The 16,786-nt window shown below is 72.1% G+C and carries 15 protein-coding genes; 3 read left to right on the top strand and 12 right to left on the bottom strand.

Annotated features, from left to right (window positions below; translation table 11 throughout):
* Nucleotides 1-35 precede the first annotated feature (35 nt).
* From ACFQ6X_RS33495 to rimP, 8 genes are all read right to left on the bottom strand, one after another.
* Complete coding sequence (locus tag ACFQ6X_RS33495) at nucleotides 36-3,608, bottom strand: trypsin-like peptidase domain-containing protein (protein WP_383187310.1); 3,573 nt, start codon at nucleotides 3,606-3,608, stop codon at nucleotides 36-38.
* A gap of 228 nt (nucleotides 3,609-3,836) precedes the next feature.
* Complete coding sequence (truB, locus tag ACFQ6X_RS33500; protein ID WP_383187313.1) at nucleotides 3,837-4,733, bottom strand: tRNA pseudouridine(55) synthase TruB; 897 nt, start codon at nucleotides 4,731-4,733, stop codon at nucleotides 3,837-3,839.
* On the bottom strand, nucleotides 4,730-5,200 hold the full coding sequence (gene rbfA, locus ACFQ6X_RS33505; RefSeq protein ID WP_329206843.1) for a 30S ribosome-binding factor RbfA: 471 nt from the start codon (nucleotides 5,198-5,200) through the stop codon (nucleotides 4,730-4,732). Before rbfA ends, truB begins: the two co-directional genes overlap by 4 nt.
* A gap of 25 nt (nucleotides 5,201-5,225) precedes the next feature.
* A complete protein-coding gene (locus ACFQ6X_RS33510) occupies nucleotides 5,226-5,522 on the bottom strand; it encodes a DUF503 domain-containing protein (RefSeq protein WP_329206844.1) in 297 nt (98 codons plus the stop codon).
* A gap of 166 nt (nucleotides 5,523-5,688) precedes the next feature.
* The gene (gene infB, locus ACFQ6X_RS33515) at nucleotides 5,689-8,811 is read right to left on the bottom strand and encodes a translation initiation factor IF-2 (protein ID WP_383187316.1); all 3,123 of its coding nucleotides are present in this window, start codon (nucleotides 8,809-8,811) and stop codon (nucleotides 5,689-5,691) included.
* Between the two features lie 149 nt (nucleotides 8,812-8,960).
* On the bottom strand, nucleotides 8,961-9,239 hold the full coding sequence (locus ACFQ6X_RS33520; protein WP_329206847.1) for a YlxR family protein: 279 nt from the start codon (nucleotides 9,237-9,239) through the stop codon (nucleotides 8,961-8,963).
* Nucleotides 9,240-9,370: 131 nt separating this feature from the next.
* Complete coding sequence (gene nusA, locus ACFQ6X_RS33525) at nucleotides 9,371-10,411, bottom strand: transcription termination factor NusA (protein ID WP_329206849.1); 1,041 nt, start codon at nucleotides 10,409-10,411, stop codon at nucleotides 9,371-9,373.
* A gap of 2 nt (nucleotides 10,412-10,413) precedes the next feature.
* Nucleotides 10,414-10,911 carry a ribosome maturation factor RimP gene (rimP, locus tag ACFQ6X_RS33530; protein WP_383187319.1) on the bottom strand — a complete coding sequence of 166 codons (498 nt, stop codon included), beginning with the start codon at nucleotides 10,909-10,911 and terminating at the stop codon, nucleotides 10,414-10,416.
* A 172-nt stretch (nucleotides 10,912-11,083) separates the two neighbouring features.
* Here rimP and ACFQ6X_RS33535 point away from each other — a divergent pair, with 172 nt between their 5' ends.
* From ACFQ6X_RS33535 to ACFQ6X_RS33545, 3 genes are read left to right on the top strand one after another with little or no spacing between them, the layout of a single operon-like run.
* Nucleotides 11,084-11,605 (top strand): hypothetical protein, encoded by a 522-nt coding sequence (locus ACFQ6X_RS33535; protein WP_383187322.1) that lies wholly within the window; start codon nucleotides 11,084-11,086, stop codon nucleotides 11,603-11,605.
* Complete coding sequence (locus tag ACFQ6X_RS33540) at nucleotides 11,602-12,120, top strand: ferritin-like domain-containing protein (RefSeq protein WP_383187325.1); 519 nt, start codon at nucleotides 11,602-11,604, stop codon at nucleotides 12,118-12,120. Before ACFQ6X_RS33535 ends, ACFQ6X_RS33540 begins: the two co-directional genes overlap by 4 nt.
* A gap of 28 nt (nucleotides 12,121-12,148) precedes the next feature.
* Nucleotides 12,149-13,069, top strand: a complete 921-nt coding sequence (locus ACFQ6X_RS33545) for an aminoglycoside phosphotransferase family protein (protein WP_383187328.1) — start codon at nucleotides 12,149-12,151, stop codon at nucleotides 13,067-13,069.
* A 70-nt stretch (nucleotides 13,070-13,139) separates the two neighbouring features.
* Here ACFQ6X_RS33545 and ACFQ6X_RS33550 read toward each other — a convergent pair whose 3' ends face one another.
* From ACFQ6X_RS33550 to ACFQ6X_RS33565, 4 genes are all read right to left on the bottom strand, one after another.
* Nucleotides 13,140-14,840, bottom strand: a complete 1,701-nt coding sequence (locus ACFQ6X_RS33550) for a proline--tRNA ligase (RefSeq protein WP_383187331.1) — start codon at nucleotides 14,838-14,840, stop codon at nucleotides 13,140-13,142.
* Nucleotides 14,841-14,912: 72 nt separating this feature from the next.
* Nucleotides 14,913-15,488 (bottom strand): GNAT family N-acetyltransferase, encoded by a 576-nt coding sequence (locus ACFQ6X_RS33555; protein WP_383187334.1) that lies wholly within the window; start codon nucleotides 15,486-15,488, stop codon nucleotides 14,913-14,915.
* A 29-nt stretch (nucleotides 15,489-15,517) separates the two neighbouring features.
* On the bottom strand, nucleotides 15,518-16,378 hold the full coding sequence (locus tag ACFQ6X_RS33560; protein ID WP_383187337.1) for a GNAT family N-acetyltransferase: 861 nt from the start codon (nucleotides 16,376-16,378) through the stop codon (nucleotides 15,518-15,520).
* A 165-nt stretch (nucleotides 16,379-16,543) separates the two neighbouring features.
* On the bottom strand, nucleotides 16,544-16,786 hold a 243-nt coding region (locus ACFQ6X_RS33565; RefSeq protein WP_383187339.1), incomplete at its 5' end, for a flavodoxin-dependent (E)-4-hydroxy-3-methylbut-2-enyl-diphosphate synthase.

Consider the following 16,786-nt stretch of genomic DNA (forward strand, 5'->3'; position numbering starts at 1 on the left):
CTCCTCGCCCGAACCTGTGTACGTGTGTATGTCCATTACGCAGGTCTAAGACTGCCATGCTCACGTCCCACGGCCTGCATCGGCATCGGCATCCCGGGCTGTGATCTCTCCAGGCCCTCCACCGTCCGCCGGGCGCTGGGTCCCACGACGGCGGCCCACTCCTGGGGGGCGTCGGCCAGCCACCGGGTGACGAGCCCGGCGAATCCGGGCACCTCGCGGGCGAGCTCGACCAGCCCGCGGTCGAAGCGGGCGGCCCCCTCGGGCGTCCGCACCAGGAGCATCCCGGTGCGGTGCACCAGCGCCCTCGTACGGGCCTCGGGGCGCCGGCCGGAACCCGCTGCCGCGGCCCGCAGCAGGGCCTCGAGCACCGCGGGGTCCCTCCCGGTGTCCTGCTCGAAGTCCAGCAGCACCTCCAGCAGCTCGGACCGCAGGGGCCGGGAGCCGGCGCTGCCCGGTGCGGCGAGCACCCGGGCCAGCGCGGCGCGTACCGGCGCGGGCGCGGGGCGGTCCCGCAGCAGCCCGGTCACCAGGGGCAGCAGCAGCGCGCGGGCGGCCGGGCTGTGCTCCAGCCTGCGCTCCACATAGGCGGCGGCCTGTGCCCCGCGTCCGGGGTGGTTGTCGATGTACTGCCGTACGAGGCCGGGGGCGTGCAGGGCGAGGGCAGGGGTGTCCAGGCCGGCCAGCGCTCCCAGGACCTCGTCGGCCGCGTCCCCGGGCACCGCCAGGCGCGCGCGCAGCGCGGCGAGCACCGGCTCCGGATACTCGGGGAACACCTCGGCCAGCAGTGTCACGGGCAGCCTGGGGTCCCCGGCGGCGAAGACCCGCAGGGCCTGTGGCAGGTAGCGGATCCGGGTCTGCGGATCCCTGACGAGCAGGGTGAGCGCCGGAGCGTGCAGGGCGGTGTCGCCCGCGCGGGCGAGCAGGGTGAGCGCGGCTCCGCGCAGCAGGGCCCGGTCGGCGTCCGAGGTGGCCAGGGGGGCGGTGAGCGTGGCGTGGACCGCCGCGGCCGCCCGGCGCGCGGGCCGCTCCTCGTCGCGCGCCCAGCGGTCGACGGCCCTGCAGAGCGAGGACGGCTCGTCCTCGGCGAGGGCGGTGAGCAGTTCGGCGGCGCGCGGGTGGGCGGTGTCCACCAGTGCTTCGGTCAGGTCGTCGACGGCGAGGTCGCGGCGGGCGTACAGAAGGGCCTGTGCGGCCGCGGCCACGGTGAGCCGCATCGGCATGCCCTCCTCGGCGGGCAGCGGGCTCTCGTCGGTGAACCAGCGGCACAGCAGTGCCTGCACCGTCCGCGGGTTCGCGGTGAGCCGCCGGGCCACGGCGTCCAGATACCGTTCGTCCCCGTCGGCGCGCGGGGCGCCGTCGGCCGGTACGAGGCGGCGGAGCAGGTCGATCCGGTCCTCCTCCGGCAGCCGGAGCCTCCGCCAGAACCACGGCCCGAATCCGGCGTAGGTACCTGCGGCCGGGGACCGCCGGGTGATCCGTCCGGTGAGGACGCGCAGCACCCCGAGGTACGGCCGGGCGTCGGGAACTCTGAGCAGGCTCTCCCCGAGCAGGTGGGCCGCCCACCACACGGCGTCGGCATGCCGGGCGGACGCGGCGCCGCCGGGCTCGTTGCCGGCCGTCAGACGGTCCGTCGCCTCGATCAGATCGGCCATCCGGTGCGCCAGCGCCGCGCTCCCCTGGCGGCGTCCCAGCAGGAGCATCGCCTGGATCACCGGGCCGATGCGATGGCGCGGTACGGGGAGGTTGCGGGGTTCGGCGGCCCCGGACGGCTCCGGCGGCGCCGCGGACCGCTGTGCGTCCGCCCGGGAGGGTGCGGGCACCTCCGGAGTGTGCCAGCGGTGGACCAGGGAGCGCAGTGCGGCGTCCAGGTCCAGGTGGGCGCCCTGCACCCAGTCGCCCAGCTCCTCGTGGGCGAAGCGGTACCCCGCGCCCGCCGGTACGAGGAGTCCCTCGGTGAGGACCGCCGAGGCCCACCCCGTTCGCCACGGGAAGATCTCCTCGAACGTGGCACGGTCCAGCTCCCCCTGCCCCGGCCCGAGGCAGCGCCGGGCCGCTTCGTGGACCTGTCCCGCCACCTTCGCGGCCAGCCTGCGGACCGCCGTGCCCCGGAGCCTCGGCTCGGCCTCCGCCCCGATGCGGACGGCGATCCGGACGCAGGCGAGGTCCAGCCAGGCCGCGAAGACCTCTTCGGTGCCGGGCCTGCCCGGTACGTCGGGCGGCAGCGCGCCCCGTACCTCGGCGAGCAGCCGCAGGGTCAGCGGGTGCCGGTCGTGTCCCGGTGCGATCGCGTCCGGCGGGATGTCGTATCGGTCCCTGGCCCGCTCCGCCTGGTCGGCGGTCAGGTCACCCAGCCGGACGGCGGGCGGCAGGCGGCGGGCGGGCCGCTGCGGGCGGTGCAGGACGTCCGGCGGGTACAGCGCGCCTGCGGTCTCCCAGTGCTCGGGGCGGCAGGCGACGACCATCCGCACCCCGTGGCAGCACAGCCAGTCCACCGTCCCGCGGGTCCACTCGGCGAGCCGGTGGGCCAGCAGGGGCGGCATCTCCTCGGGACCGTCCACGACGACCAGCAGCGGGTTGCCGGACGCCCCGGCGAGGCGGGCCACCCGCTCGGGCGTTGCCGTCGTCATGTCGCCCCGGGCCCCGGCCGCCGAGACGATCCGTCCGGAACGCCGGAGCGCGCGGGTGATCGCGTCCGCGACCGAGGTGTCCTCGGCCAGCAGATCGGCGCCGCGCAGCCAGATGGTCAGGGCGGGGACCTGACCGCGGGAACGGCGGGCGGCGAGGGCCGCCAGCTCCGTGGTCCGCCCCGTACCGGGGGCCCCGACGACGCCGAGTACCGGTCCCGTACCGGACTCGAAGGCGGTGAACTCGTCGGTGATGTGCGGACGTTCGACGGCCTCCGTACCGTCCGGACGTCCCGCGGAGCCGAGCGAGGTCGCGGTCAGCTGCAGTGCCCCCGCCAGGTTGAGGTCGCACCCGTATCCGGGGACACCGCTGGCGTTGCGCCGCAGCAGTTCGTCCAGCGGTCCGCCCCGGCCGTGGTCCGGGCCGGGGAGGAGCACCGCGAGCCCCGCCGCCTCGTGCTCGGCCCGCAGCGCGGTGGAGAGCACGCCGAGGACGGCACCGGTGTCCGGGTCGGTGACGGGCCCGCCCACGGCGGCGCCGCCCGACCGCAGGGCGTCGCGCCCGTCCGTGCCGAGGGCCAGCTCCATCGCGGCGGTCAGCCGGTGGCTGCGTCCGCCCTCGTCGTACGTCGCCGGGGTCGTGCCGAGTACGCGCGCCTCCCGCCAGCCGTGGGCGGCGATCCGCACGTAGGTGCCTGTCCCGACGCGGTCGCGTGCGGCGATGGGGAGTGGTTCGACACCGAGGACTTCGGGCCCGCCGGTGCGCAGCAGGGCGAGACCGAGGCCGGGCAGAGAGGTGATGTCGCCGGTGCCTGCGGGGCAGGTCCGGCCGTCCGCCCCGTGCAGCACCAGGGGTTCGCGGGAGGCGACGGCCTGATGTCCGGTGACGACCGTGCCGCGGTCGTCCGCGACGAATCCGGTCCCCCGCGGCCGGCCGGCCTGATCGCAGATTCTTACCAGTTTCGACCGGTCCCCGCTGCCCATGGTCCGACGGTAGGTCTCGGGTGATCAGGACGAGAAGCGCAGGGGGCGAAAGCGCCCCCCTCACACCCCTCAGTCACTCCGAGCGCCCGTCCATTGGGGTGAATCCACGGGTTCGGTTGGACAGGGATGGTCCCTGGAGGGGGATCGTGGAGCGGGCACCGGGGGGCCTGCCCGCTCCACGATGGGACCGACCGGTCCTCATGCCCTGTCACCGGACCTCATGCGCTGTCAGGCGAAGACGGCGAGGCTCTTGGCCTTGCCCTTCTGCTCCTCGACGAGCACCAGGAACGTCCCGTCGGGCCCGAAGACCCCGACCGGACCCGGCGGATACGCGGGCATGTCGACCCGCACGCCGTTGAGCAGCAGCCTGGCCCGCTTCTCGTCCACGTCCCAGCGGGGGAACGCCGAAGCGGCCGCCTCGGCGACCGGCATGACGACCAGTTCCTCCTGGTGCTGGTCGAGCGTCCTGGCCGCGTCGATCCCGTACGGGCCGACCCGGGTGCGCCGCAGCGCCGTCAGGTGCCCGCCGACGCCGAGTCCGGCACCGAGGTCACGCGCCAGGGCCCGGATGTACGTGCCCGAGGAGCAGACGACCGAGACGACCAGGTCGACCACGGGTGTCCCGTCCTCGGCCACCGCCTCGCGCACGTCGTAGACGCGGAAGGACGAGATGGTCACCGGGCGGGCCGGGATCTCGAACTCCTCGCCGCCGCGCACCCGGGCGTACGAGCGCTTGCCGTCGATCTTGATGGCGCTGACCTTGGACGGCACCTGCATGATCGGGCCGCTCAGTGCGGCGACACCGGCGTCGATGCCCTCGCGGGTCACGCCCGAGGCGTCGGTGGACGAGGTGATCTCGCCCTCCGCGTCATCGGTGACGGTGTCCTGGCCGAGCCGGATCGTACCGAGGTACTCCTTCTCGGTCAGTGCGAGATGGCCGAGGAGCTTGGTGGCCTTCTCGACGCCGAGCACGAGGACGCCTGTCGCCATCGGGTCCAGGGTGCCGGCATGGCCGACCCGTCGGGTGCGGGCGATGCCGCGCATCTTGGCCACGACGTCGTGCGAAGTGAAGCCGGACGGCTTGTCGACGATGACAAGGCCGTCCGGCGTTTTGTTCTGCGTCATGCGGAAGGTGAGCCCTCGCCGTTCTCGCCGGACTCGTCGTCCTCGTCCTCCGGCTTGCGGTACGGGTCCGCGTCACCGGCGTACGTGGCGCCGGAGGATGCCTCGCGGACCTTGGCGTCCGAGGCCCGTGCCCGGTCGAGCAGGTCCTCGATCGCCTTGGCGTTGTCCGGCAGGGCGTCGGCCACGAAGGCCAGGGTCGGGGTGAACTTCGTCCCCGCCGCCGCGCCGACCGCCGAGCGAAGGATGCCCTTGGCGCTCTCCAGCCCGGCCGCCGCGGACGCCCGCTCCTCGTCGTCGCCGTAGACCGTGTAGAAGACCGTGGCCTCCCGCAGGTCGCCGGTGACGCGGGTGTCCGTGATGGTCACGTGCGTGCCCAGACGCGGGTCCTTGATACCGCGCTGCAGTTTCTCGGCGACCACCACCTGGATGAGGTCCGCCAGCTTCTTTGCCCGCGCGTTGTCGGCCACTGGTCCGTCTCCTTCTTGAACGTGCTCAATCGTCTTCGTCGTTGTGCAGCCGCCGTCGTACGGACAGCAGCTCCACTTCCGGCCGGCCGGCGACCATGCGCTCGCACCGGTCCAGTACGTCTGTGAGGTGTCCGGTGTCCCCGGAGACCACGGCAAGGCCGATCTCGGCCCTGCGATGGAGGTCCTGGCCGCCCGTCTCCGCGACACTCACCCCGAACTTGCGGTGGATCTCGGCAACGATCGGCCGGACGATGGAGCGTTTCTCCTTCAGCGACCGTACGTCGCCGAGGAGAAGGTCGAAGGACAGTGTCCCCACATACATGTATGTCCGGATGTCCCGCCGGTTCGGGTTCGCGCCCCGCCATCGCTTGGCAGGGACACAAGAACCGTACACGGAACGGCCGGGGCCGATCGACGGAAATACGACCCGTCGACCGGCCCCGACCGTGCGGGATGCCCGGGGGTCTCCCCCCGGGAATCCCTGTGGATCAGCCTCGCGGCTTCTCGCGCATCTCGTACGTCGCGATGACGTCGTCGATCTTGATGTCGTTGAAGTTTCCGAGGTTGATACCGCCCTCGAAGCCTTCGCGGATCTCGGTGACGTCGTCCTTGAAGCGGCGCAGACCGGAGATGTTGAGGCTCTCCGCGATGACCTTGCCATCACGCAGCAGGCGCGCCTTCGTGTTGCGCTTGACCTCGCCGGACCGGACCAGCACACCGGCGATGTTGCCCAGCTTGGACGAGCGGAAGATCTCGCGGATCTCCGCCGTACCGAGCTCGACCTCTTCGTACTCCGGCTTGAGCATGCCCTTGAGGGCCGCTTCGATCTCTTCGATCGCCTGGTAGATGACCGAGTAGTACCGGACGTCCACACCTTCGCGGTCGGCCATCTGCGCGGCACGCCCTGCGGCGCGCACGTTGAAGCCGATCACGATGGCGTCGGAGCCGGTCGCCAGGTCGATGTCCGACTCGGTGACCGCACCCACACCGCGGTGCAGGACCCGGATGTCGACCTCTTCACCGACGTCGAGCTGGAGCAGCGAGGACTCGAGAGCCTCCACCGAACCGGACGCGTCGCCCTTGATGATGAGGTTGAGCTCCTGGACCAGACCGGCCTTGAGCGCCTCGTCCAGGTTCTCCAGGGAGAACCGGACACCCTTGCGGGCGAAGTTGGCGTTGCGCTCACGAGCGGCACGCTTCTCGGCGATCTGACGGGCCGTACGGTCCTCGTCGACGACCAGGAAGTTGTCGCCGGCACCCGGGACATTGGTGAGACCCAGCACGAGGACGGGGGTCGAGGGACCCGCTTCCTCGACGTTCTCGCCCTTGTCGTCGAGCATCGCGCGGACTCGGCCGTACGCGTCGCCGACCACCATCGTGTCGCCGACCCGCAGCGTGCCTCGCTGGACCAGGACGGTCGCAACGGCACCGCGGCCGCGGTCGAGGTGGGACTCGATCGCAATACCCTGCGCGTCCTGCTCCGGGTTGGCCCGCAGGTCGAGCGAGGCGTCGGCGGTGAGGACGACGGCCTCCAGAAGAGCCTCGATGTTGAGGCCCTGCTTGGCGGAGATGTCGACGAACATCGTGTCGCCGCCGTACTCCTCGGCCACCAGACCGAACTCGGTGAGCTGACCGCGCACCTTGGTCGGGTCCGCACCCTCGACGTCGATCTTGTTGACCGCGACCACGATCGGCACGTCGGCCGCCTTGGCGTGGTTCAGCGCCTCGATCGTCTGGGGCATCACACCGTCGTTCGCCGCCACCACGAGGATCGCGATGTCGGTGGACTTCGCACCACGTGCACGCATGGCGGTGAACGCCTCGTGACCCGGGGTGTCGATGAAGGTGATCCTGCGGTCCTCGCCATTGACCTCGGCGCCGACCTGGTACGCACCGATGTGCTGCGTAATGCCGCCGGCCTCGCCCGCAATGACGTTCGTCTTGCGGATCGCGTCCAGCAGTCGGGTCTTACCGTGGTCGACGTGACCCATGACGGTCACGACCGGCGGACGGGAGACCAGGGCCTCTTCGCCGCCCTCGTCCTCGCCGAACTCGATATCGAAGGACTCGAGCAGCTCGCGGTCCTCCTCCTCGGGGCTGACGATCTCCAGGACGAAGTTCATCTCGTCCGCGAGCATCTTCAGCGTCTCGTCGGAGACGGACTGCGTGGCAGTGACCATCTCGCCGAGGTTCATCATCACGCCGACGAGCGACGCCGGGTTGGCGTTGATCTTCTCGGCGAAGTCGGTGAGGGAAGCACCGCGCGACAGCCGGACAGCCTGTCCGTTGCCACGGGGCAGCATGACGCCGCCCACCGACGGGGCCTGCATGGCCTCGTACTCCTGGCGCCTCTGCCTCTTCGACTTACGGCCACGACGCGCGGGACCGCCGGGACGGCCGAACGCACCCTGTGTGCCACCACGGGCACCCGGGCCGCCGGGACGTCCACCGAAGCCGGGACGACCGCCGAAGCCGCCGCCACCACCGGGACGGCCTGCGCCGCCACCGCCACCGGGACCACCGGGACGGCCGGCGAAGCCGCCGCCGCCACCACCGGGACCGGCCGGACGGCCTGCGAAGCCGCCGCCACCGGGACGACCTGCGCCGCCACCGCCACCGGGACGACCGCCACCGGCACCGGGACCACGCCCGCCGCCGCCGGGGCCACCGCCGGGACGCGGTGCGGCAGCGGGACGCTGCGGCATCATGCCCGGGTTCGGACGGTTACCCGCGGGGGCACCGCCGGGACGCGGGGACTGCGGACGGGGCATGCCGCCCGGAGACGGACGGGCACCACCCTGACCCTGCGGGCGCGGTGCGCCACCGGGGCCGCCGGAGCCGCCCTGCGGACGCGGAGCGCCGGGGCGCTCCTGACCGCCGCCGGGACGCGGGGCGCCGCCGGGACGGGGCGCGCCGGGGCGCGCCATGCCGGTGGAGCCACCGGAGGTGAACGGGTTGTTACCCGGACGGGGACCCGCCGGACGCGCGCCACCGGGGCGGGGTGCGCCCTGGCCTGCGGGACGTGCCGGACGGTCGCCGCCGCGCTCGCCGCCACGCTCGCCACCGCGGCCGCCGTCACGCTGACCGCCGGCCGGAGCCGGACGGGCGGGGCGGGGACCGGGGGTGGCACCCGCGGGACGCGGGGCCTGCGGCTGCTGGGGTGCGGCCGGCTGGGCCGGTGCCGGAGCCGAGAACTCGGCGGCGGGCACCGGGGTGACCGGGGCAGCCTTGGGCGCGGGCTTCGGACCCGGACGCGGGCCCGCAGACGGCGCGGAAGGTGCTGCGGGGGTGCTGCTCGCCGGGGCCTCGGCAGCGGCCGGCTTGGGGGCCGGTGCGCCGGGCTTGGGGCCAGCAGGACGTGCCGCAGCGGCCGGGGAGGGCGCTGCGGGCTTCACGGGGGCGGCCTTGCGGGGCGCGCCAGGCTTTGCAGCGGACTTGCCGGCGTTGCCGCCGGGACCCTGCAGTGCGTCAGTCAATTTGCGTACAACCGGCGCCTCGATCGTCGAGGACGCCGAACGGACGAATTCACCGAGTTCTTGGAGCTTGGCCATGACGACCTTGCTCTCAACCCCGAACTCCTTGGCGAGTTCGTATACCCGGACCTTAGCCACTTCGCTCCTTTTAGGTCCGGGTTACCGCCGGACCGTCGCTACTTCATGGGCGTACTCATCGCGTACTCATCGAGTGCTCATCGCAATCTCGACCTACTTCCAACTCGCGAGGTACCTGACCGCACGGGGACCCGTGCCGTTCACTTTTCTTACGGTGTCACCCGCTCGACGAACCGCTGCAGTGCCGCGGAATCGAACGGCCCCTTGGCCTTGAAGGCCCGGGGGAATGCCCGGCGGCGGACCGCCAGGTCGAGACAGACAGAGACCGGGTGCACGTACGCACCCCGGCCGGGCAGCGTACCGCGTGGATCAGGGACAACTTCACCCTCGTCCACCACGATGCGCAGCAGCTCGCTCTTGGCCGCTCGCTCCCGGCATCCCACACAGGTTCGTTCGGGGCAAGCGCGGGCGTGCGTCCGGCCAGACACGTTTAAGTCTACCTCCCCGTACCGACCTCACCCCTTTGGGGCAAAAATCGAACGGATGTTGTCGTGATCTCAGCGACGGAACGCCTTGATCTATTCCTTCGGACCGCCCCGGACCCCCGGGGCGGAACGGATCAGCCGCGCTCGGACCGCTCCCGGGCGCGCTCGGCGCGCTCACGGTCGGCGACGTCCCGCTCGGCGTCGGTCTCGGTGTCCGGACGGATGTCGATGCGCCAGCCGGTGAGGCGTGCCGCCAGGCGGGCGTTCTGCCCCTCCTTGCCGATCGCCAGCGACAGCTGGTAGTCGGGCACGGTGACCCGGGCGGAGCGCGCGGCGAGGTCCACGACCTCGACCTGGCTCACCCGAGCGGGTGACAGCGCGTTGGCGACCATCTCGGCCGGATCGTCCGACCAGTCCACGATGTCGATCTTCTCGCCGTGCAGCTCGGCCATGACATTGCGCACACGGCTGCCCATCGGGCCGATGCAGGCACCCTTGGGGTTCAGCCCGGCCCGGGTGGACCGCACGGCGATCTTGCTGCGGTGACCGGCCTCGCGGGCGATGGCCTCGATGACCACCGAACCGTCCGCGATCTCCGGGACCTCCAGCGCGAAGAGCTTCTTCACCAGGTTGGGGTGGGTCCGCGACAGGGTCACCGACGGACCGCGCACACCCTTGGCCACCCGTACGACGTACGTGCGCAGCCGCAGACCGTGCTTGTACTCCTCGCCCGGCACCTGCTCCTGCACCGGCAGGATCGCTTCCATCTTGCCGATGTCGACGAGGACGTTCTTCGGGTCCTTGCCCTGCTGGACCAGGCCGGTGACGACATCGCCCTCGTGGCCCGCGTACTCGCCGAACGTCTTGTCGTCCTCGGCGTCGCGCAGGCGCTGCAGGATGACCTGCTTGGCGGTGGTCGCCGCGATGCGGCCGAAGCCGGACGGGGTGTCGTCGAACTCCTTGGGCTCCTGGCCCTCTTCGAGGTCGGCCGGGTCCTCCTTGGCCCACACCGTCACGTGGCCGCGCTCGTTCAGCTCGACCCGCGCCCGGCGGTGGCTGCCGTCGGTGCGGTGGTACGCGATGAGGAGGGCCGCCTCGATCGCCCCGACGAGCACGTCGAAGGGGATCTCCTTGTCCTGCGCCAAGCCCTTCAAAAGCTTCACATCGATGTCCACGGCTACGCCTCCTCTTCCTTCTTGTCCTTGCGGTTGAATTCGATCTCCACGCGCGCCTTGGCGATCTCGTCGAAGGCGACACGGCGCGACGTGGGCTTACGGCCCTTGACGCCCGGCACTTCGAGATCGAGCCCCTCGTCGTCGACTGCGAGGATGCGGGCCACCAGCTCTTCGCCGTCGTTCAGGCCCAGCTTCGCCAGCCTGCCGATGGCGCGTACGTAGTGGCGGTGCTCGGTCAACGGGCGGTCGGCGCCCGGAGAGCTCACTTCGAGGACGTACTCGCCCTCACCCATCGCGTCGGTCTCGTCGAGCGTCTCGGAGATCGCGCGGCTCAGCTCGGCGCAGGTGTCGAGCTCCACGCCGTCCTCGGAATCCACGATGACCCGCAGAACCCGGCGGCGGCCGGCCTTGGACACCTCGATCTCCTCGAGGTCCAGCTCCTTGGCGCCGACGAGCGGATCGATCAGTGCGCGCAGCCTATCGCTCTGGGTGGTGCTCATCCGGGTGACTCCTCGGCCGCGTGTGCTGTTGTGGGGATCGTCGCGTGTCTGGTCAAAGGGTATCCGGTCCGCAGGGGTGTTGCCGTCCGCCTCCCGCCTGTGCGCGGGTACGCTCGCCTGCAGTGATCACTTCAGGACAGAATCGGTCACAAACCAGGCCCGAAGGAGACAAGTGCGGCGCACGGGGACGACGCGCAGGAGTGCGCTCACCGCTACCGGAGCGCTCGCACTGGGTGCGGTGCTGACCGGCTGCGGGTCCGACGAGGAGTCCGGCGGGCAACGGGGGAACGCGAGTGCCGACGCCCGGGCCGCGGCGGCCCGGACACAGACGGCGCTGCGGGCGGCTGCCGCCCGCGCCAGTGCCTCGCTGCTCGCCCGGTACGACCAGGTCGTGACCGCCCACCCGGTGACCGCGGCCGGGCTCGCCCCGCTGCGGTCCGCGGTGCAGGAGCACACATCGGCCCTGGGCGGCCCGCCGAAGAGCACCGCCCAGCCGGCACCGACGGCTCCCGCCACCGACGCGAAGGCCGCGCTGCAGGCGCTGGCGGCCGAGGAGCGGCGGGTGGCCGACGCCCACGCCAAGACCCTGCTGACGGCCGGGCCGGAGCTGGCCAGGCTGCTGGCCTCGGTCGCCGCAGCCGGTGCGGCCCACGCGTATCTGCTGACCGAACTGGCCAAGGAGCCCTCGTCATGACCGAAGGGGCCGGGCAGGAAGCCGGGCGGACGGACGAGGCAGGGCAGACTGCCCTGCCGGCGGCGCAGGCCGCGCTCGCAGCCGAGCACGCCGCCGTGTACGGGTACGGGGTGCTGGGCGGCCGGCTGGAGGGCCGCCGCCGTACCGAGGCCACGGCGGCGTACGACGCCCACCGGGCCCGGCGCGACGCGCTGGTACGCAGGGTCCGCGACCTGGGCGGTGCTCCGGTGGCGGCCGACGCCGCGTACGCTCTGCCGTTCGCGGTACGGGATCCGGCGGCGGCGGTGCGCCTCGCCGCCCTGCTGGAGGACCGGATCGCGGGCGTCTACTCCGATCTCGTACGCGCCGCCCTCGGGCCCCTGCGGCAGGAGGCCGCGACCGCTCTGCGGGAGGCCGCAGTGCGGTCGGTGCGCTGGCGCGGCACCGGCGTAGCCTTTCCGGGGCTCGCCGAGAAGGCCGCCGCACGCCCGTCGGACAAGACCGCCGAGGCCGGCGCCGCGGCTGTCACGCACTGAGGAAGCTCTGAAAGGGAACTGGGCACGTATGGGTTTCGAACCGCCGCAGCGGCTGGTGCGAGCGCTCGGCGAGACGTACGGGAAAGCGGCCGCCGCCGAATGGCTCGGGCAGCTTCCCGCACTCACCGAGGAGGCGCTGTCCGCGGCGGGTCACCATGTCTCGCCGGAGCGGGTCGTGGCCCCGGGCGGCCGCAGCAGCCTCGCTCTCCTCGTGCACCGTCCGGACGGCACGCCCGCCGTGCTGAAGATCGCGCCGCCCGGTGCCGAGCCCTCGCTGGAGCGGGCCGCGCTCGCCCATTGGAACGGCTGGGGTGCGGTGGAGCTCCTGGCCCCCGAAGGCGGCGCGGCGGCGGGTGACAGCCTGCTGCTGGAGCGGCTGCACCACGAGGTGTCCCTGCGTTCGCTTCCTGAGGCGAAGGCTCTGCTGGAGGCCTCGGGGACGGTACGGCGGCTGTGGATCGACCCGCCGGCCGGGCACCCCTTCGAGACCGTCGCGGAGCGTACCGCCCGGCAGACGGAACCGATGCGGGCGGCCGCAGCGGCGGAACCGGAGCTCGCGGGGCTGGTCTCCGCGGCACTGGCGGCCCGCGAGGAGCTGGTCGCGCACTCCCCCGAACTCCTTCTGCTGCACGGCAACTTCCGGCAGAGCAAGGTGCTGTCCGGTGAGCGTGCCCCGTGGCTTGCGGTGGGTCCCGAGCCGCTGGTGGGCGAGCGCGCCTACGACCTCGCACGGCTGGTGCGCGACCGGGTCGAGGACCTGATCGCCTCGCCCGGCGGTGCGGTGACGGCCCGTCGGCGGATCAAGAAGCTCGCGGAGTCGCTGGAACTGGACCAGGCACGGCTGCACGGCTGGACGCTGTTCCGGGCCGTGGAGTCGGGCACCCGTGCGCTGACGTCGGGGCGTCGGCAGGACGGCGAGCTGACCCTGGAGTTCGCGGGCTGGCTGTAGGGACCCGAACGCACGCGAGAGGCCCCCACGCGGTGGGGGCCTCTCGTGTGTCTGCGGGGTGCGGTGCGGATCAGCCCTGGTCGGTCAGGCGGGCGATCGCCTCGTCGACGGTGAGCTCCTCGCGCTCGCCCGTGCGGCGGTCCTTCAGCTCCAGGACGCCCTCGGCCGAACGGCGGCCTGCGACAAGGATCTTCGGGACACCGATGAGCTCGGAGTCGGTGAACTTGACGCCGGGCGAGACTCCCGCGCGGTCGTCGACCAGGACGCGCAGACCCGCGGCGTTCAGCTTCTCGGAGACCTCGAGGGCCAGTTCGGTCTGGAGCGCCTTGCCCGCGGCGACGACGTGCACGTCGGCCGGGGCGATCTCGCGGGGCCAGCACAGGCCCTTGTCGTCGGCGGTCTGCTCGGCGAGTGCGGCCACCGCGCGGGAGACGCCGATGCCGTACGAGCCCATCGTGACGCGGACGGGCTTGCCCTGCTGGCCGAGGACGTCGAGGTTGAAGATGTCGGCGTACTTGCGGCCGAGCTGGAAGATGTGGCCGATCTCGATGGCGCGGTCCACCTGGAGGCCGGTGCCGCACTCGGGGCAGGGGTCGCCCGCCTCGACGACGACGACGTCGAGGTAGTCGTCGACCTCGAAGTCGCGGCCCGCGACGACGTTCTTCGCGTGCTTGCCCTCCTTGTTGGCGCCCGTGATCCACGCGGTGCCGGAGGTGATGCGCGGGTCGGCGATGTAGCGGACCTTCTCCAGGCCCTGCGGGCCGACGTAGCCGCGCACCAGGTCGGGGCGGCCCACGAAGTCCTCGGCGGTGACGAGCTCGACGACGGCGGGGGCGAGGTGCTCGCCGAGCTTGCCGAGGTCGACCTCGCGGTCGCCGGGGACGCCCACGGCCACGATCTCGCCGTCGACCTTGACCAGGAGGTTCTTCAGGGTGGCGGAGGCCGGGACGCCGAGGTGGGCGGCGAGGGTCTCGATGGTCGGGGTGTCGGGGGTGTCCAGCTCCTCGACGGGGGCGACCGCGGAACCGTCGCCGGGCGTGGCCTTGAAGGTCACTGCCTCCGTGTTGGCGGCGTAGTCGCAGTTCGGGCAGTCGACGAAGGTGTCCTCGCCGGCCGGGGCGGGCGCCAGGAACTCCTCGGACGCCGAGCCGCCCATGGCTCCGGAGACCGCCGAGACGATGCGGTGGTCGAGGCCGAGGCGCTCGAAGATCCGGATGTACGCGGCGCGGTGGAGCCGGTACGCCTCGGCGAGGCCCTCGTCGGTGGTGTCGAAGGAGTACGAGTCCTTCATCTGGAACTCACGGCCGCGCAGCACACCGGCGCGGGGGCGGGCCTCGTCGCGGTACTTGGTCTGGATCTGGTACAGGATCACGGGCAGGTCCTTGTAGGACGAGCACATGTCCTTGACGATCTGGGTGAAGATCTCCTCGTGGGTGGGGCCGAGGAGGTAGTCGGCACCCTTGCGGTCCTTGAGCCGGAACAGCAGGTCGCCGTACTCGTCGTACCGGCCGCTCGCCTCGTACGCCTCCTTGGGCAGGAGCGCGGGCAGCAGGACCTCCTGGCCGCCGATGGCGTCCATCTCCTCGCGGACGACGCGGGTGATGTTCTCCAGGACCTTCTTGCCGAGCGGGAGCCAGGACCAGATTCCGGCGGCGGTGCGACGTACGTATCCGGCCCGGACGAGGAGCTTGTGGTTGAGCGTCTCGGCGTCGGCCGGGTCATCGCGCAGTGTCTTGATCATCAATCGGGACATGCGCTGGACCTGGGCCATGATGAACTCCTGCTCGGAAGGGTGATGAGGCCGAGGTTAGCGGGGCGGTACGCGCGGGCGGAAATCGATTCGCTATCGGCGGCGCAGCGGAAGGGGCGCGCCCATCACCGCGTAGGGCTTGGGCGCGCTGGGGAAGAGCACCTGCCTGGCCAGGTCCTGGTAGCCGAGGGCGCGGTAGAGGCCGCGTGCGGGGCTCTCCGTGTCGATCGCCGAGAGGATGGAGCGGGGCAGGTCGACGGCGTCCGTGATGGTGGTGATCAGGCTGCGGCCGAGTCCGCGCTGCTGGAACTCCGGGTGGACATGGAGTTCGGTGATCACGAAGGAGTCGTCGAGCCATTCCGAGGAGCCCGTGGCGCGCAGGTACGGCTCGACGACGGTGGACCACCAGTGGGCCCGGTTGTTCGGCAGGCCGTAGACGAATCCGACGAGCCGCCCGGCAGGGGTCGTGGCGCCGAGGGCGCGGGCCTGCGGGTGGTCGAGGTGTCTGAGCACGATGTGGCGGCGTACGTCGATCTCGTCCTGGGAGAGCCCGAAGGCGAGGGCCTGCACGGCCAGGGCCTCATCGACACGTGCGGCGAGGTCGAGCGGTCCGACCACGATGCCGGGGGCCCCGGAGCCCCGGGGGGATGCGGGGTGTGCTGCTGCCATGCGGGAACCCTACTGGCCGTACCGCCCGGTCAGAACAGCACGCTCATGAACGCACCGGTCTCACGGAAGCCGACGCGGCTGTAGGCCCTGCGTGCGGCGGTGTTGTAGTCGTTCACGTACAGGCTGACGATCGGTGCCACGTCGGCCAGCGCGTACCGCAGGACGGCCGCCATGCCTGTCTCGGAGAGACCGCGGCCCCTGAATTCGGGGGCGACCCAGACGCCCTGGATCTGGCAGGCCCGTGAGGTGGCAGCGCCGATCTCCGCCTTGAAGACGACCTTGCCGTCGTCGATACGGGCGTAGGAGCGGCCGGTGGTGATCAGCTCGGCGACGCGTGCCTGGTAGAGCAGCCCGCCGTCACCGGCCAGCGGGGAGATGCCGACCTCCTCGGTGAACATCGCCACGCACGCCGGCATGAGGACGTCGATGTCCTCCTTGTGGATACGGCGCACGAGCGGGTCCGGCGCCACCTCGGCGGACGGGCTCTCGGTGACCATGAGGGGCTGGTTGGGCCGGACTTCCCTGGCGGGACCCCAGCTCGGTTCCAGCAGGCGCCACAGCTGGGCGGTGGGCCCGGCGGGGCCCACGATCGAGGAGCAGCGCCGACCGGCTCTCCGGGCGCGGTCGGCGAAGGCCCTGATGGCCTCGGGAGTCGCGCAGATGGGCACCAGGTTGGCGCCGGAGTAGCAGAGCGAGCGCAGCCTGCCGTCGGCGTACCAGCCCCACATCTCGCCGCCGAGGCGCCAGGGGTCGAGTCCCGCGACCTGGACGCGGGACGTCACGAACGCGTTGTCGACAGGTTCGCTCTCGAGGATGGCGAGCGCGGCAGGGAGCTCGCCGGGGTCGAGGACCCGGGTAGTGGTCTGCGTCAACACTGGGGGCCTCACCATACTGTCTGCTGATTTCCGCACTGTACCCAACAAGGCTGCGGGGCGCCCCCCGCACGGGACGGGACGGCCGGATGCGAGGCCCTGCGGGGCCGGGCGCTGCAAGGGGAGCGGACACGGCTGTGCCCCGCAGGGCGGGCCCTGCGGGGCACAGTGCGAGTGGTGGGGTCAGCCCGCGATGGAGACCTGGGGCTCGCCGGAGGCGATGCCGTCCTTCTCCATCTGCTCGGCGATCTTCATGGCTTCCTCGATGAGGGTCTCCACGATCTTCGACTCCGGGACGGTCTTGATGACCTCGCCCTTCACGAAGATCTGGCCCTTGCCGTTGCCGGACGCCACACCCAGGTCCGCCTCACGCGCCTCACCCGGACCGTTCACCACACAGCCCATCACCGCGACACGCAGCGGAAC

The sequence above is a fragment of the Streptomyces sp. NPDC056452 genome (assembly GCF_042796085.1).
GTDB lineage: Bacteria > Actinomycetota > Actinomycetes > Streptomycetales > Streptomycetaceae > Streptomyces.

Coding starts and splice junctions, on each gene's coding strand:
- ACFQ6X_RS33495 (WP_383187310.1), bottom strand. CDS start 3,608: ATGGGCAGCGGGGACCGGTCGAAACTGGTAAGAATCTGCGATCAGGCC.
- truB (WP_383187313.1), bottom strand. CDS start 4,733: ATGACGCAGAACAAAACGCCGGACGGCCTTGTCATCGTCGACAAGCCG.
- ACFQ6X_RS33510 (WP_329206844.1), bottom strand. CDS start 5,522: ATGTATGTGGGGACACTGTCCTTCGACCTTCTCCTCGGCGACGTACGG.
- rimP (WP_383187319.1), bottom strand. CDS start 10,911: ATGAGCACCACCCAGAGCGATAGGCTGCGCGCACTGATCGATCCGCTC.
- ACFQ6X_RS33540 (WP_383187325.1), top strand. CDS start 11,602: ATGACCGAAGGGGCCGGGCAGGAAGCCGGGCGGACGGACGAGGCAGGG.
- ACFQ6X_RS33545 (WP_383187328.1), top strand. CDS start 12,149: ATGGGTTTCGAACCGCCGCAGCGGCTGGTGCGAGCGCTCGGCGAGACG.
- ACFQ6X_RS33550 (WP_383187331.1), bottom strand. CDS start 14,840: ATGGCCCAGGTCCAGCGCATGTCCCGATTGATGATCAAGACACTGCGC.
- ACFQ6X_RS33555 (WP_383187334.1), bottom strand. CDS start 15,488: ATGGCAGCAGCACACCCCGCATCCCCCCGGGGCTCCGGGGCCCCCGGC.
- ACFQ6X_RS33560 (WP_383187337.1), bottom strand. CDS start 16,378: ATGGTGAGGCCCCCAGTGTTGACGCAGACCACTACCCGGGTCCTCGAC.